This is a genomic window from Bacillus sp. FSL R7-0166 (assembly GCF_038008935.1).
GTDB classification, from domain to species: domain Bacteria; phylum Bacillota; class Bacilli; order Bacillales; family Bacillaceae; genus Bacillus; species Bacillus altitudinis.
Window position 1 is genome coordinate 2,973,315 of the sequence record NZ_JBBPAC010000001.1, and the last position, 16,568, is coordinate 2,989,882.

Annotated in this window: 15 protein-coding genes and 1 riboswitch; of the genes, 5 read left to right on the top strand and 10 right to left on the bottom strand. The window is 41.7% G+C overall.

Annotated elements, in window-relative coordinates; genetic code table 11:
• Positions 1 to 223 precede the first annotated feature (223 nt).
• Positions 224 to 1,162, top strand: a complete 939-nt coding sequence (locus tag NST01_RS15460) for an ABC transporter substrate-binding protein (protein ID WP_144683624.1) — start codon at positions 224 to 226, stop codon at positions 1,160 to 1,162.
• 37 nt (positions 1,163 to 1,199) lie between these two features.
• Here the strand turns inward: NST01_RS15460 and NST01_RS15465 are convergent, their stop codons facing one another.
• The 3 genes from NST01_RS15465 to NST01_RS15475 form a co-directional block, all read right to left on the bottom strand.
• Positions 1,200 to 2,609 (bottom strand): amino acid permease, encoded by a 1,410-nt coding sequence (locus tag NST01_RS15465; protein WP_268438972.1) that lies wholly within the window; start codon positions 2,607 to 2,609, stop codon positions 1,200 to 1,202.
• A 192-nt stretch (positions 2,610 to 2,801) separates the two neighbouring features.
• A riboswitch (Lysine riboswitch) is annotated at positions 2,802 to 2,980 on the bottom strand.
• A 122-nt stretch (positions 2,981 to 3,102) separates the two neighbouring features.
• The gene (gene sspJ / locus NST01_RS15470) at positions 3,103 to 3,246 is read right to left on the bottom strand and encodes a small acid-soluble spore protein SspJ (protein WP_008347117.1); all 144 of its coding nucleotides are present in this window, start codon (positions 3,244 to 3,246) and stop codon (positions 3,103 to 3,105) included.
• Between the two features lie 82 nt (positions 3,247 to 3,328).
• Positions 3,329 to 3,757: a MarR family winged helix-turn-helix transcriptional regulator gene (locus NST01_RS15475; RefSeq protein ID WP_007500254.1), complete on the bottom strand. Its 429-nt coding sequence runs from the start codon at positions 3,755 to 3,757 to the stop codon at positions 3,329 to 3,331.
• 171 nt (positions 3,758 to 3,928) lie between these two features.
• Here NST01_RS15475 and NST01_RS15480 point away from each other — a divergent pair, with 171 nt between their 5' ends.
• From NST01_RS15480 to modB, 4 genes are all read left to right on the top strand, one after another.
• Complete coding sequence (locus NST01_RS15480) at positions 3,929 to 4,420, top strand: metal-dependent hydrolase (protein ID WP_341042087.1); 492 nt, start codon at positions 3,929 to 3,931, stop codon at positions 4,418 to 4,420.
• Positions 4,421 to 4,543: 123 nt separating this feature from the next.
• Complete coding sequence (locus tag NST01_RS15485; protein ID WP_116306210.1) at positions 4,544 to 6,394, top strand: LTA synthase family protein; 1,851 nt, start codon at positions 4,544 to 4,546, stop codon at positions 6,392 to 6,394.
• A gap of 115 nt (positions 6,395 to 6,509) precedes the next feature.
• Positions 6,510 to 7,286: a molybdate ABC transporter substrate-binding protein gene (gene modA / locus NST01_RS15490; RefSeq protein ID WP_341042090.1), complete on the top strand. Its 777-nt coding sequence runs from the start codon at positions 6,510 to 6,512 to the stop codon at positions 7,284 to 7,286.
• Positions 7,286 to 7,951: a molybdate ABC transporter permease subunit gene (gene modB / locus NST01_RS15495; protein ID WP_058213607.1), complete on the top strand. Its 666-nt coding sequence runs from the start codon at positions 7,286 to 7,288 to the stop codon at positions 7,949 to 7,951. Before modA ends, modB begins: the two co-directional genes overlap by 1 nt.
• 179 nt (positions 7,952 to 8,130) lie before the next feature.
• On the opposite strand, the gene NST01_RS15500 is transcribed toward modB, so the two are convergent.
• The 7 genes from NST01_RS15500 to NST01_RS15530 all read right to left on the bottom strand — a co-directional run bounded on the left by NST01_RS15500 (position 8,131) and on the right by NST01_RS15530 (position 16,419).
• Positions 8,131 to 8,976: an aldo/keto reductase gene (locus tag NST01_RS15500; RefSeq protein WP_341042091.1), complete on the bottom strand. Its 846-nt coding sequence runs from the start codon at positions 8,974 to 8,976 to the stop codon at positions 8,131 to 8,133.
• A gap of 68 nt (positions 8,977 to 9,044) precedes the next feature.
• Positions 9,045 to 9,914, bottom strand: coding sequence for an ROK family protein (locus NST01_RS15505; protein WP_341042093.1), 870 nt, complete (start codon positions 9,912 to 9,914; stop codon positions 9,045 to 9,047).
• Positions 9,915 to 9,977: 63 nt separating this feature from the next.
• Positions 9,978 to 11,993 (bottom strand): Na+/H+ antiporter, encoded by a 2,016-nt coding sequence (locus tag NST01_RS15510; protein ID WP_017359242.1) that lies wholly within the window; start codon positions 11,991 to 11,993, stop codon positions 9,978 to 9,980.
• 323 nt (positions 11,994 to 12,316) lie between these two features.
• Positions 12,317 to 12,928 carry a trimeric intracellular cation channel family protein gene (locus NST01_RS15515; protein ID WP_007500242.1) on the bottom strand — a complete coding sequence of 204 codons (612 nt, stop codon included), beginning with the start codon at positions 12,926 to 12,928 and terminating at the stop codon, positions 12,317 to 12,319.
• 148 nt (positions 12,929 to 13,076) lie between these two features.
• Positions 13,077 to 13,490 (bottom strand): disulfide oxidoreductase, encoded by a 414-nt coding sequence (locus tag NST01_RS15520; protein ID WP_007500241.1) that lies wholly within the window; start codon positions 13,488 to 13,490, stop codon positions 13,077 to 13,079.
• A complete protein-coding gene (locus tag NST01_RS15525; protein ID WP_017359241.1) occupies positions 13,487 to 14,173 on the bottom strand; it encodes a DsbA family protein in 687 nt (228 codons plus the stop codon). Before NST01_RS15525 ends, NST01_RS15520 begins: the two co-directional genes overlap by 4 nt.
• A 146-nt stretch (positions 14,174 to 14,319) precedes the next feature.
• Positions 14,320 to 16,419, bottom strand: coding sequence for a heavy metal translocating P-type ATPase (locus NST01_RS15530; protein WP_052320428.1), 2,100 nt, complete (start codon positions 16,417 to 16,419; stop codon positions 14,320 to 14,322).
• Between the last annotated feature and the right edge of the window lie 149 nt (positions 16,420 to 16,568).

Consider the following 16,568-nt stretch of genomic DNA (forward strand, 5'->3'; position numbering starts at 1 on the left):
ATTAGTGATAATGATTATCAATCTCGGAGTCTAGTATATCACTTTCTTCACGTTTTGAAATCCTTGTTCTGATAAATTTCTTTATTTTCATCAAAAAACCGGGAGAATTTCACCATTTTCATTTTGGTCATAAAATAGCCGATGCATTTTTTCTTCTATCATGTTAAGATATAATCGCGAATGAGAATCATTATCATAAACAATTGAATAGGAGCGAACTTTTGTGAAAAAACGAACCGGACTTCTTTTGATTTCCTTCATGACCCTTATGATTTTTACTGCTGCTTGCGGCAGCACTTCCAATAAAGAATCGGGAGCCAAAAAAAATGACACGATCACCTATCAAGATGTAAAGGGTGAAGTGAAACTGCCTCAAAACCCAAAACGTATTGTGCTTCTGGCGGAAAGCTATTACGGGGATCTCGTCACACTCGGCAAAACCCCAATTGCTGCCACTGCGCCCATCTTTAAAAACCCTTTCTATAAAGGAAAAACAGATGGAGTGAAAAATATTGGAAAATCTCCCTCTGTTGAGAAAGTAGCCTCTTTGAAGCCGGATATGATCATTGCTTGGGGAGAAGATGAGAAATTTGATCAATACAAAAAAATTGCACCTACAGTTGCCATTCAATACAATCAATATTCGTTTAAAGACCAGCTAAAAGAATTCGGTAAAATGACAGGCACATCAAAAAAAGCAACGGATTGGATCACAAAATGGGATGCCAAAATTGCTGAAGTGAAACCAAAAGTTACAAAAGCTGTAGGAAACAAAACCGTTTCGATCGTATCACCATTCGATAAGGGCATTTACATTTTCGGTAACACTTTTGCACGCGGTGGTGAAATCATTTATGACGAGCTGAAATTAAAAGCTCCGAAGGCCGCCCAAAAAGAAGCCATCGACAGTGGTGTCGGTTATGCAAACATTTCTCTTGAAAAGCTTCCAGAATTTGCAGGCGATTATATTTTCACAAGCCCATGGAGCGGTTCAAAAAGTAATGGCGATCAAGTGTATAAAAGCAGCATCTGGGCATCACTTCCTGCTGTCCAAAACAAACGCGTATTTGAAACAGATACAGTCGGTTACTTCTTTAATGACCCTGTGTCACTAGAAGGTCAGCTCGAATTTATTGTGGATCGATTAACATCTGCCTCATAAAAAAATACGTTTCTCCAGCATTGGAGAAACGTATTTTTTAAACTGTACCTTTGGCAAATTTTTTGGACATGAATGGGTAGAGTAAAATGCCAACTAAGAACAATCCAATACCAAGACCAAATGTTTTGAAATCAGCTGTGCCTGAAATAATGACCCAAGCGGAATACCCCATGGCCACAAGCGCAATGATCCCGTCTCTTGTCCGGTTGCCTTTTTGGAGCTCATATGTGTCACCTTGCATGATGACCTTAAAGCTGTAGATCGACGACACGATATACGGAATGAGATACGCAAGTGTCGCTGATGTTGTTAAGAAAGTAAAGGCTTCATTAATCGTACGTGACATGACTGAGAAAATAAACAGCTGTGACATGATATTTGTGACAGTCAAAGCAATAACAGGACTGCCTTTTTTGTTTGTTTTTGCAAACACTTCTGGGAAATCGCCAGCTTTTGCTGCTTGATAAGGGACTTCAGAACCAAGCAAAATCCAGCCAAGCATCGAACCAAATAAACAAATGATCGCAAGAAGTGCCATGACAATGCCGCCAGCCGGTCCGATAATCAGCTGAAGCACGTCTACGAATGGTTTATCAGAACCTTGCAATTGATCATGCGGCAGAACGCCCATTGTAATCAAGGTAATAATCATATAAATAGACAGTGCAATTAAAAGTCCTGTAATCGTCGCACGTTTGACATCACGCTGCGAGGAAGCTCTTCCTGATAAAATGACAGCAGATTCGATGCCGATAAATGCCCATAGTGTGGAAATGGCTGCATGATGAATTTGGCCTCCAAGTCCGAGCACTCCTTCACCACTTGCTGCTTCAACAGGGAAGTAATAATGTTCAAATAATGCGGTTTGGAATGCAAATAAGCCTGCGACAATAAAAAGGACGAATCCAAGCACCTTTGAAAAGGTCGTAATAAAGTTCAGCTTACTTGCTGCGCTTAAGCTTGTAATTAAAATCGTATGAGTCCCCCATAGAAGGATTGTACATACGATAAACGTTGTGAGCTGACCAAGTGTGATCGCTTCTTTTCCAAAAGTAAAGACCTCCGTTTTCACGGTTAAAATTGGGAAAAAGGTTGTTAAATAACCAGCTAGGCTTGTGATAATGGCGACATTACTAATCCAGCTTGCCACCCAATATCCCCAAACCATTGTAAAACCGGCTGCTTTTCCTTTTTTCGGATCTTTAAAAAGCGCTCTTGCATAGCTTTGTGGTCCAGCTGTTAGCTGCGGTTTATGAATGGACAAATGTCCAAACACAAAGGCAATCATCAGTACGCCGCCACCTGTGACAAGCCATGCCATCGTCACACCTAAAGGACTTGCATGCTGGGCAAGTGTACTAGGCAGCATAAAGATGCCTGAACCTACCATATTTCCGACGACAAAAGCCGTCAATAACCAAAAACCCCATTTTTTTGTCTGTTCCATTTTCGTACCTCCGTTATATTCACTTTGGACCAGACCCGGCAGTATCTTCATTGATATATTTGTGAAGCAATGACTTGCATTCTTTATGTTCATGTTGGGTCACTTTCTTACCAGCATACCCTTTTCTTAGGCAATCAGAACATAAAAAAAAGCCTGAACAAAAGTCCATGCTTTTCAAAACATACACCTTGATCTCCGGATAGCCCTCCACGCTTCAAAGACGTGGCAGTCCTGCATTTGTTCAATGCAGACCCAGCATAAAGAAAGTTGGAGCTCTCTCTACACTTCGGCGCTGATGCCTTTTTTCTCATGATCAACGATTCCATCTCTCCCATGAGTGACTCATCATCCGCGCAACCTCTACCTCACTGAGACATAGCGTGAGGATTTCTATTCATTTTTACTACACGAAGGTTATCAAACATTCTCATATCTGTCAAAGGGAAAAACATAGAAAAAAGGCAGAGAAATGATTCTCCGCCTTTTTGTCAGCTTATTGATGGTTGTTTTTCTTCTTTTGGACAGCTTCTTGAAGCGGATCGCCAGCTAGTTCTTTACTTGCTTCTTCTAACAGCTGATCTACCTGCTGATGGTCTTTCTCGCTTTTCGCCTTTTTATCCTTTTGGAAAAATGACATCGCTATTTCCCCCCTTTTCATAAAATGACTTTGCCTGTTTAATTTGTGCTACAGCGCTCAGCATTATACAAAGAGGAGCGGTTCATTCATCGTGAAAGGTCTGTCTCATTTTTTGCAAATACGTTAGAAAGGTTTTTAAGTCTTCCTCTGTGAAGTCTGACATCATATGCTGAATCACCTTTCCAAAAAGACGTGTATGCTTTTCGTAAATAGCCAGCCCTTTTTCCGTGGCTTCTAGCCGGACAAGGGAATGATCATCCTTGTCCCTCTCTCTCTGAATGTAGCCTTGCTCACATAATTTATTGAGGGCAATGGAAGCGGCACCTGGGTTGAGAGAGAGTCTTTGTTTGAGCTCTTCAGCATGTGATACTTTTCCTTGTATCAATATAGAAAGAGCATATATCTGTGGAGGCGTGATGTCTTTTTCTAACTCAAGTAACTTGCGGTTTAATTTACGGCTGACTTCATAATGTACAAGAACAATTTCTTTTAAAATGTCTGCATTACTCATCCGAATCGCATCCTTATCGTTAGTGTCAACATGACTTCCTTCTTATTATAGAATGTTTTTCCAAACAGCCAACTATTTTATCCCATTTTTCTTTAGAAATAAGCCTTGCTGAATGGATTCACCCTTGATATAGTGAGTACTTGAACAAAAAACAGAACAGGAGTACGCATCATGACAGGAAAAACACATATTATGGGCGGAATTGCCGCCTCCACAGCCGTCGCCTATTATTACGGATTCGAACCAGTGACGATGGCTGCTGCAGGATCAGTAGGTGCCCTCATCCCAGATCTATGTCATACGAAAAGCAAAATCGGCAGGAAATTCCCGCTCCTTTCCACACTGATCAGTAGTGTGTTCGGGCACCGCACCTTTACACATAGTTTATTATTTCTGCTGATCATTTATTTTATTGCGACAACATACATTCCAAATGACAGCCTCAGTACCGGGTTACTAGTTGGGATGGCAAGCCACCTCATCCTTGATGCAGGCACAGTGAACGGTATTAAATTTTTGTTCCCTGCAACCATGAAAGTACGTCTCCCCTTTTATGTCAAAACAGGCAGCACAGGAGAACAAGTCGTACTAGCTGCTCTGACCATTGTCACCTGCTATCACATGGCTGTCATTTGCGGAATATCCATCCCATTGCCGTTTTAGAAAAAGAAAAAAGAGTTTTGCAAAAAAGCAGGATATGAATTGATCATTCCTCATTTTTTTAGTAGTTTTAAGATAAGTGTTTTTGCCTTGCAGCTGAATACAGAATGGTGAGGAGTTACATAAATGAAAGCGTTTTTCAAAAATCACTGGTTTTTAGTGTACTCCATCCTCTTTATGTGGATGAAAACATATATCATTTATCAATTCGGATTTCATATACGAACGGCCAATCTGTTTCACGAATGGCTGCTTTTGATTAATCCACTTAGCTTTTTGCTCCCTTTGTTTGGGATTGCTCTTTTCTTAAATGAAACGAAACAAAAGGTCTTTTTATTGACCACAAATTTTATTTTGACAGCCATTTTGATATCGAATACGATCTTTTACGGTTTTTATATTGATTTCATTACCATTCCTGTCTTATTTCAAGCAAAGAACATGGGAGATATGGGCAGCAGTATGACTGAATTGTTTCATCCGCTATTTATACTCATGCTGATTGATTTTGTGGTGCTGGCATGGCTCTTAAAACGGAAACCGCTATCACCAAAAGCGTCTTTTAAGACGATCAAAACATACTATGTGGTTTGCTGCAGCTTGCTATTGTTCCATGTCAGCTCAGCTTTGATGGACCACCCTCGATTTTTGACAAGCTCGTATGATCGAGAAGTCATTGTACGCAACCTTGGGCTGTTTCAATTCCATTTGTATGACGGTGCCGCTCAAACAGCACGTATTGGTCAAAAAGCCTTTGCTGACGAAGATACACTTTCAACAGTGGCAAACTACACAAAAGCTGATTACAGTGCACCAAATGAAGACTACTTTGGACTTGCTAAAGGCAAAAATGTCGTGTTCATTTCACTTGAATCAACGCAGCAATTTGTCATGAATCAAAAGGTGAATGGACAATACATCACACCATTTTTAAATCAACTTGCCAAAAAAAGCTTCTATTTCGATGAATTTTATCAGCAGACAGAGCAAGGCAAAACGTCGGACTCAGAGTTTATCGTCGCAAACTCCCTCTATCCATCTAGCAGTGGCGCTGTCTTTTTCACAGCGAGTGACAACGAATATGACACACTGTACAAGCAATTGAAAAAAGAGAATTATCAATCCGTCCAATTTCATGCGAATAATAAAACGTTCTGGAATCGTGATGTGATGTATGAATCTCTTGGGATTGACCGCTTTTATGATGTCGATTCATTTGATGTCAATGAACAGAATTCGACTGGCTGGGGCTTAAAGGATATCGACTTTTTTGACCAATCCATCGATTATTTAAAAAAGCTGAAAACGCCTTATTACAGCACGTTTATTACCTTAACCAATCACTTCCCATTTGAAATTGATCCAAAGGATCAGTTCATTGATGAATACGATTCGACTAGCACCATTTTAAACCGCTATGTGACCACCGTTCGCTATCAAGATGAAGCCATCAAAAGGTTCTTTGAACGAATGAAAGAAGAAGGACTATATGAAAATACAATGTTTGTCCTGATGGGAGACCACTATGGCATTTCAGAAGCACATCATGAGGCAATGGCAGAGCTGCTGAAGCAGGATGAAATCACACCGTTTGATGCGGTTAAACTGCAGCGGGTCCCTTTTTTGATTTACATTCCTGGGGTGACAGACGAGGCCCCTCAAACCATTTCTGAAACAGCCGGTCAAATGGATGTCAAACCGACACTTCTTCATTTACTCGGCATTGAATCAAAAGATTCTATTCAATTTGGAAATGACCTTTTCTCCAATGAGCGTACACCGTTCGCTGTGCTGAGAAATGGAAACTTTATTACGGATGATTATCTTTATACAAAGAACACGTGCTATGATCAAAAAACAAAACAACCTGTTGAAGAAGATGAAGTATGCCAGCCCTATATAGAAAAAACCAATAAAGAGCTGTCTCTATCAGATAAAGTGATCAACGGGAACTTACTACGTTTTTATCAGCATTAAAAGCTGCCCTCTGGCGGCTTTTTCTTTTCTCTTTTCCTGAAAGCCTATGAATGGTCAAATAAGTTTGATTATAATAAAGGATACACATGATGTTGAATGATAAAGAGGTGTGATCATGAAATATTTATTCTTAACCTTCGTCGCCATCTGTTTGCTCCTGACTGGGTGTCAAACGGAGTCGACGTCACCAGATCAAAGCAAAAAGACAGAACTTGTGATTTCAGCGGCGGCAAGCCTGCAGGATGCTTTGAAAGAGATTGAATCTGCCTATGAAGATGCTCATCCAAACGTGACACTCACGAATAATTTCGGGTCATCCGGCGCATTGAAGCAGCAAATCGCTCAAGGAGCAAAAGCGGATCTCTTCTTCTCAGCAGCTGAAGAGCCTTTTGATGACCTTGTTCAATCTGGCGACATCGATCAGGATCATACAAAGGATGCCATACAAAATGAGCTTGTTCTCATCGTGCCAAAAGAAGGTTCCTCTTCTATCAAAACCTTCCGCGATGTTCAGCACATAAAAGGAAAGATAGCGCTTGGCACACCTGAATCTGTTCCTGCTGGTACATATGCAAAAGAGATTTTCACAAAACTGAATATATGGGTCCAAGTGAAACAGAACGCTGTCTATGGCAAGGATGTTCGTCAAGTATTAAACTATGTCGAAACAGGAAATGTGGAAGCTGGAGTCGTGTATAAGACGGACGCGCTCGTTTCTCGCAAAGTAAAGATAGTAGATGAGGCAAATCAGGACATGCATTCCCCCATCATTTATCCAGTTGGCATTGTCAAACAGACTGAACATATGAAGGAAGCGAAAGCATTTTTTCAATATCTCCAATCAGATCCAGCCGCAGCGATTTTTAAAAAGTACGGCTTTCAAGTGAAATAATGCCGATGCTGACCGAAGATTTTCTTTCACCTATCTGGCTGTCCGTACAAGTGGCTGCTTTCAGCGGGTTATTGGCTGTCGTTTTAGGAACGTCCATTGGTTTTTGGATGGCGCGTACATCTTTCAAAGGAAAAATGATCGTGGAAACGCTCCTCATGATGCCGCTTGTCCTGCCGCCAACGGTCGTAGGATTTCTGCTGCTCGTCGTGTTCGGGAAGCACAGTGTGATTGGACAAGCCATTGAATGGATCTTCCATCAGCCTGTCATCTTCACTTATTGGGCAGCGGTCATTGCATCGACGGTTGTCGCATTCCCGCTCATGTATCAATCAGCGAAAGCTGGTTTTTCTACGATTGAGTCAGACATTGAAGGTGCTGCAAAAGTTGATGGTGCGCATTCTTTCCAGGTCTTTGCCTATATTACCGTCCCACTCGCACTGCCATCTCTTCTCTCTGGTGCGGTTCTAAGTTTTGCAAGGGCCTTAGGAGAATTTGGAGCGACTTTAATGTTCGCCGGCAACATTCCTGGGAAAACGCAAACCCTCCCAACAGCCATCTATGTGGCGATTGATTCTGGACGAATGGAACTTGCGTGGGCTTGGACCATTTGTATTGTGATCCTGTCTTTCCTCATGCTGTTGGCTGTTCGCCGAAGCAGGAATTAAAAAATCCCCTTCTCAAAAAGAGAAAGGGATTCAGATTGTTGACAAAGGGCTAAAATGAACTTGATTTTAGCCCTTTGTCTTTTTTCAGCGTGATAGAAAACCTTTGCTAGTCTAGGAAGCACCAGTACTCACTGACAAAATATGCGAGGGTTTGTCTACACGCTAAGGGGATTTTTTATTTATTCAAACCCAACCGTCATCGTTTCTGGATTAGACCCGACACGTTCGTTATTATTAAGTGCATTGATTTTTTCCATGTCTTCTTGTGAAAGCTCGAAGTCAAAAATGTCGGCATTTTGTTTAATGCGCTCTTCATTGATTGATTTTGGAATTGTGACAACGCCGATTTGCAGATCCCAACGCAAGATCACTTGAGCCACAGATTTGTTGTATTGTGCTGCAATTTCCTTTAATACGTCATGATCCAAAAGCTTCCCTTGCATCAGCGGAGACCATGCTTCAATTTGAATGCCTTTTTCTTTCGCATATTGTCGTAATTCGACAAGTGTCAGTTTTGGATGAAACTCCACTTGGTTCACCGCTGGAACAACCTCCGCATCTTTTAACAGCTCTTCTAAATGCTGCACGTAGAAGTTGCTGACACCAATCGCTCTTACTTTTCCATCTTTATAAAGCTTCTCAAGCGCACGCCATGTCTCTTTAAACGTGTCTGCATTTGGTCCAGGCCAATGAATCAAATAGAGGTCTAAGTAATCAAGACCGAGCCGGTTTAAGCTTGCATCGAATGCAGCGAGTGCTTTGTCATATCCTTGATCTGTGTTCCATACTTTTGACGTAATGAACAATTCTTCTCTTTTGACGCCAGATTCTTTAATGGCTTTCCCTACGCCTGTCTCATTTTTATAAACGGCAGCCGTATCAATGCTGCGATAACCGTTTCGTATGGCTGCTTTGACGGCATCAACCACTTGGTTGCCGTCCTCCACTTTGAATACACCTAAACCAAACCATGGCATTTCTACTCCGTTATTTAGTGTTACGGTATCATTCAAGCTTTTGACCATGTTAACAACCACCTTTTCATAGATTCCATCTTTTTCATTATCTCATGTTGCGTTTGAAAACTCTATTATCAGGCGTTTCTCTTCGCTTCAATCGCTAGTAGCAAAGCACCTGTCATACCTGCCTTGTCCTCAAGTCCAGGAGAGACAATGTATGTATCAAGCGGTGGCATGTCGACATAATCATTGACATACGCAACCAGCTTCTCTCGAATGAGCGGAAATAGCTGTTTCTGCTTCATGACGCCTCCACCCATTATAATGCGCTCTGGGCTTAATATCAGCGTGTATTGCATTAATGCCTGTGCTAAATAATCTGCTTCAAGAGACCAAACTGCTTCTTCTTCGGTAAGCTCTTTAGCCGGCTTTCCCCACCTTGCCTCAATAGCTGGTCCTGCCGCCAGTCCTTCTAAGCAAGTACCATGCGCTGGGCAGACACCTGCAAACTGATCTGATTCATGCTGCCTGACCAGGATGTGTCCCATTTCTGGATGTGAGTGACCGTGGAGAAGCTCATGTTTCACAACAGCCCCGGCACCAATCCCCGTACCGACCGTGATATACAGACAGCTGCTTAGCCCTTTGGCGGCCCCTTTTGTCAGTTCACCTAATGCTGCGGCATTGACATCTGTCGTAAAGGACACCGGTACGCCTAATTGTTTCTCCAGCTCAGGTATAAACGGGTAATGTTTCCATTCAACTTTCGGCGTATTCATGATGTAACCGTAAGAAGGATCGTCTTTCTGGACACAAATCGGTCCAAAGGAACCAACCCCTAATGCTGCAATTTCATGTTGCTGAAAAAATGGAATAAGTGATTGGATGGTTTTTTCCGGGTGCTCTGTTGGAATGGTCAATTCCTCTATGATATCACCATGTTCATTGCCAATGGCACAACAGAACTTTGTTCCCCCAGCTTCAATCGCTCCGTAATATGTCATCCTGCCTCTCCCCCTGCTCGTCTCTTTTTTTCATCATAAAACATAGGCGAGAAGATGACAACATCATGTATTGGTCAGTAAGACTGCTTCCATGTCGTTGATATACTCCCTTAAATGATGGGCAATATCACGATTGATTTCGCCATTTTCATATAAGGTTTGGATTTCATTACGAATCGTCTGTACGGCTTGGAAGTTAAGCTCTTTCTTCTTCCGGTCAAACGTACGATCCTTTTGCTGAAAGAAAGAAGGACCATGTTCACAGCGGAATATCACTTGATTGTAAAACCCAATGACTTGATGACACGTTTGTTGATTGTCTTCGGTCATATGGTGCTTAATAGAATCCACCGCAGCTTCAGCCGTTTTCTTACGGATTTGTTTATACGATTCCTCGTTTTCTAATATGCCGCTTGAAATACGCTGATTCGGACGCCATAGTTGAAGCCATTGTAGTAAGCGCAGAAACTTCACTTTTGAGAAACGAATTTTAAAGGAGTTGGAATAGAGCATTTCCAGCTCATGAAATCTCTCTTGCAGCTCATACGCTTCTTCTTTGTCGATTTTCTCTTCCTCAATCAACTGCTGAAGTTTCATCTGTTCTGCTTTAATGCCGTGTAGTCTGATTTTTCTCTCTTGTTTTCTCATACCAAACTGATACGGTTCCCGCTGAATATTTCTCAGCTTCATTCGGTAATCATTGATGAGTGCAAGGGAGACTTCTCGATTGTCTTCATTCATTCCTTCTTTTAGAGTTTTAATGGCACTTCTCAGCAGCTTCCGTTTCGCGTGCTGAATCTTTGTATCTAAGTCCACATCCACTTGCTTATCTTTTTTCTCCGATAAAATAGGCAGCAGCACACTCGCTAAAATGAGTGTACATAAAATGACGCCTGCTGCGAGGAAAATAATTAAATGACGCTCAGGAAATGGTGATCCGTCTGCAAGCGTAAATGGGATGGAGAAAGCACCTGCTAATGTAACAGCACCACGAACACCAGAGAATGTCATCAGCATGGAAGCACGCAGCTTCGGTTTTTTCGCGTTCTTCTTTTTCGATACACTCCAGTTTCCTGCCCAGAACAGCCATACCCATAGAAATCTGAGAATCATTAGACAGAATGTAATGATTAAAATGTAACTGATGACCTGCATATTATTAAAGGCTTCATCTTGGAAAATGACGGTCGATACATCAGGAATTTGTAACCCAAGTAAAACGAAAACAAGGCCATTTAAAATAAATAAAATAATATTCCACGTGTTTGAAGAAGCAATTTGCAGTTTTGCTAAATTCGCTTCCATTCGGTCTTGCTCGATGGCATGTGTCACACCACCGGCAACAACGGCTAAAATGCCGGATACGCCAATTTCTTCCGCTGCTAAATAAATCACAAACGGCGTGAGGATTTGCAGGATGATGTGCATTGTGACATCGTCCATGCCTAAACGGCGGAGAAAGTAGCGAAAACGAATGATAAAAAACGACAGAATAAATCCAGTCAATAATCCGCCAGCAGCAATAAGAACAAAGCTAAAAGATGCCTCTGCAATGGAAAATGCCCCAGTAACCGTTGCTGCAATAGCAAATTTAAAAGCAACAAGTCCTGACGCATCGTTCATCAGCCCTTCGCCTTCCAGCAGTCTCATGATCCCCTTCGGCATATTCACACGGCTGGAAAGTGCACTTACAGCAACCACATCTGTCGGTGATAAAATCGCTGCAAGCGCAAATGCAGCTGGAAGTGGTATGCTTGGAATCATCCAATGGATGGTATATCCTGCGACAATAACTGTCGCAAATACGAGCCCTAAAGCTAATAGAAGAATGGGTGCTCTTAATTTCCACAGCTCGTCCCTTGGGGTACGCTTCCCATCATTAAATAACAGCGGTGCAATGAATAAAACGAAGAATAGCTCAGGATTTAAAGAAATATGTAAACCTGAAGGAAAAGCTGCGACCAATATCCCTAACCCCACTTGGATTAATGGAACTGGAATAAAGGGCAGAAAACGATTGATAATATTAGATGATGCAATGAGTGCTAGTAGTACGAGCACTGCCAAAAATATCTCCACTAGTACATGTCCCTCCCATTTCATTTTTTCCGTCATGTTTTGCTTACATGCAAAGATGTGTTCATTTCTTTCTGATCCATCCGTTCGGTCATGAGCGTTTCTTTAGTATCCCGCAAAAAGCGAAACCAACACATAACAATCCATCTAGGCAAAAAAAGACTGAATCTACATATTCAGTCAAATGACAACATTTTCATCTCATGTATTGTTCCAATGATGAATAAAGAACCTACTTTTATTTTACACGAAAACAGCTTGACCTGCTGACATCAAGCTCGAATATCACATAAAAAAAAAGAGCGACACATCGCCCTCTTTTCGTTTTACCCTTTATTTAAAAAATAAGACCTAGCGGGAAGCCGCCATTTGAATAAGTAGGAACAAACCCTGCATATAACGAGGATGACAAACAGCAGATATAAAGCAAGCTCTCCTTGCGCTAAGCCGAGTCCCACGAGTAAGCCTCCAAGGGCTGCCCATACTGCGTAAATCTCTGCTTTTAGCACAAGTGGCTTTCGTCCTGCTAATAAATCACGCACAATGCCGCCGCCGCTTCCAGTCAAAATGGCTGCCACAATGACCGCACTGAGCGGGAGCTCTCTTTGTACAGCAAATAATGCACCTTGAATCGCAAACGCTGCTAAACCGATCGCATCCGAGAAATTCCCCCACGTGCTCCAGTGCTTGAGCAAAAGCTTTGGAAATAGAAACACGATCGTAATGGATACAAGGGCAATGGTAAACATTTTGCCCTGCGACCATAAAGCAGACACCGGAAGACCAATTAATAGATTCCGAATCGCTCCACCGCCAAATGCTGTGACAATCCCTAAAATGTACACACCAAGAATATCGTACTCTTCTTCCATTGCGACAATCGCACCACTAATGGCGAATGCCACAATGCCAATAATACTTAACACTTCCCATGCCATTTTCCGCTTATCTCCTTACCATTGTCTGATCATCTAACACTCTCCCCTTAATGTATATCTGACACAAATGAAAAGCAATACAAATTTTCTTTAAATTTTATCTTTTTGCAAAAATAAAAAATAGCCTACTTTTAAGCAGGCTATCTCCTCAATCTTCTTTTGCATTTAAAAGCAGCATACTAATGATGATCAGAATAAATGCAATGAGAGCTAAGAGTGGAATGGTGATAAAACCAAACCAGTTCAGATAATCAACGGAACAAGGAATACCGCTTAGACAAGGGCGAATCGATGCAAAGCCTGGAATCTTTTGTTCCATATAATGATAGATGGAAAAGCAAGCACCAATCCCGGCCAAAGGGAGAACGTAGTACTTCACTTTGACATCGCCACGGAATGTAGCAATTCCAAGTAAAAGCACAAGCGGATACATGAAAATGCGCTGAAACCAGCACATATCACATGGAATAAACTTCTTTACTTCGCTTAAATACAGGCTGCTCATCGTCGCCACAATCGAGACGATCCAAGCGCTGTATAAGTAAATCAGTTTATTCTTCATGATTTTTTCCCTTTCAGCTCTTGATCAATTAATTCTTTGATTTCATCATAGTCATAAAAGTTTTGGACTTGTTTATTGTTAATGAAAATAGTTGGTGTTGCATTTACTTTGTATTGATTCACCAGCTGATCATCTGTGTTAAGCTGTGGCTGATATGTTTTCTTTGATAGGTTATCTTTCAGCTTGTCCGTATCAATTTTCGTTGTCTTCTTCGCCAATTCGGTGAGCTTTGCTGGCGTTACCCATTCTGCTTCACTATCTGGCTGTGCGTTGTAGACCGCTTCATGAAATGCCCAGAAGTTTTTCGGATCTTCTTTCCACACTTCTTCAGAAGCCAGTGCTGCTAATACCGCACCGTCCCCATGAACAGGCAGTGGTAAGTTAATAAATGAGAAGGATACATCGCCATTATCTATGTAGTCTGCTTTCAATTTTGGGAAAATGTCAGTCTCAAATGATTTACATGATGGACATTTGTAATCCCCAAACTCGACAACTTGCACTTTTGCCTTTTGATCTCCCATGACAGGCTGTCCTTTAATAGACGGCTTACTGTCGACCGTTTGTGCTTCTTGGCTGTTGTTGTTACCGATCACAACGAAAATACCGATGAGAAGAGCTGCAATGATGGTTAATATAACTGCAAACTTGATGGATGAAGATTGATTATTTTTTTTACTCACAAAAGCACCTACCTTATCTTTTTCATTCATTCCTTCACAAAGAAAAAGGATAACAGCTCAGGAAAATGCCATTATCCAACTTCTTCTATTTTAACAAGAGGGGGTCTATTATGAAAGACGCTATTCATGAATTTTTCCTTACAATTTTATTTCATGACCCTCATCGCATTTAAAACAGCCAGTACAGTGACACCAACATCCGAGAAGACGGCTTCCCACATCGTTGCAATACCGAATGCACCAAGTATGAGGAAGACGGCCTTCACCCCAAGAGCAAACGCAATATTCTGCCATACGATGGCTCTCGTTCTTTTAGCAACAGCAATGGCTTCCGCTACCTTCGATGGCTGATCTGTCATAATCACAATATCAGCCGCTTCAACTGCTGCATCTGAACCAAGTCCACCCATGGCAATACCTATATCCGCTCTTGCCAAAACCGGCGTATCGTTTATGCCATCACCAACAAACAATAATTTGTCTTGAGATGCTTTTTTCTCATACATGTCTTCGATTTTGGCGACTTTATCCTGTGGCAATAATTCAGTGTGAACTTCGTCAATGCCGATCTGCTGTGCGACTGCATTTCCTACTTGCGAAGCATCCCCTGTAAGCATCACGGTTTGAATGCCCGCAGCTTTTAGAGAAGATATCGCTTCAACTGCATCGTCTTTTACTTCATCTGCAATCAAGATAGATCCCGCAAACTCACCGTCTATTGCTAAATACACAACCGTTCCGCTTCGTTTTTCTTTTTCAAAAGCAATGCCCTCTCGTTCCATAAGGCGATGGTTACCTGCCAATACACGGGCTCCGCGAATTGTCGCTTTGATCCCATGACCCGCAATATCCTCGTAAGATTCGATCTGGCTCTCATCAAGAGACGCTCCGTAAGCCGCCTTAATCGATTCTGCAATCGGATGCGAAGAATGCGCTTCTGCCAGTGCCGCAAAAGAAAGCAATTCCTCTTCTGACCATTTCTCATTTGCTGCTTCGATATGAGTGACTGTAAAGTTCCCTTTTGTCAAAGTACCTGTTTTATCAAACACCGCATAGCGGACAGAGTTCAAAGCTTCTAAGTAGTTACTGCCTTTCACTAAAATACCTCGTTTTGATGCGGCACCAATCCCGCCAAAGAAACCTAATGGAATGGATACAACGAGAGCACATGGACACGAAATGACAAGGAAGACAAGTGCCCTGTACACCCAATCAGACAATTGAGCTGATGGGATGAGAAGCGGTGGTACAAAGGCAAGCAATAAAGCTAGCACGACCACAGCAGGTGTATAATATTTAGCGAACTTTGTGATAAAGTTTTCTGTCTGCGCTTTACGGCTGCTTGCATTTTCCACTAAATCCAAAATCTTCGTAACCGCTGACTCACTGAGCTCTTTTTGCACTTCAATTTCAAGAATGCCGTTTTGGTTCACAAATCCAGCAAGCACATCTTTTCCTGCTTCCACATCTCTTGGAACAGACTCCCCAGTTAGTGCAGAGGTATCCACAAGAGAATAACCGTCTATCACGCGTCCATCTAAAGGAATTTTTTCACCTGGTTTGACGACAATACGGTCACCAGCTTTGACTTCTTCCGGCTTTACCTTTTTTGTTTCTTGCCCCACTTTGAGGTTTGCGTATTCTGGACGGATATTCATTAATTCGCTAATTGATTTTCTAGAGCGATTCACAGCTGCCCCTTGGAACAGTTCTCCAATTTGGTAAAACAGCATGACTGCCAGTGCCTCAGGATACTGCTGAATCACAAAAGCACCAACTGTAGCTATGGTCATTAAGAAGTTCTCATCAAATACTTGACCGCGCACAATATTTTTCAGTGCTTTCAAGACAACATCTCCGCCAACTAGTAAATACGCGGCGAAAAACATGATGAACTTCAGTAAGCCATTGTCAGGTATAAAATAAGCCGCCGTTCCAATGACTGCACCACCAATTAATTTCAGTACAATCGTTTTTAAATTCTTTGTTCCATGATCGTGATCGTGGTGATGTCCTTCTTCTTTTGGTGATACACTCACATGAGGTTCAATGGACTGAACGGTTTTTTCAATACGCTTTGACATCGTTTCTTGTGCATCAGCATGTGTCACAGTTAATGTACCCGTCGCAAAATTAATTGAGCAAGCTTCCACTCCTTCGAGTTTGCTGACACCTGTTTCAATTTTACGTGCACAGTTTCCACAATCGAGACCGCTTAATACGTATTCATCCTTCATCTTTTTCATGTTCTCACCTTTTTCTATATAAGTAGCCTTCCCTGATTCAATCAAACCTATCAGCTGCTGTAGATATTATATATGAGCACATATTCATATATTGAATTACCCTTATTATATGAGGAGTTCTTACAAACTGTCAATCATTTATAAGCAAA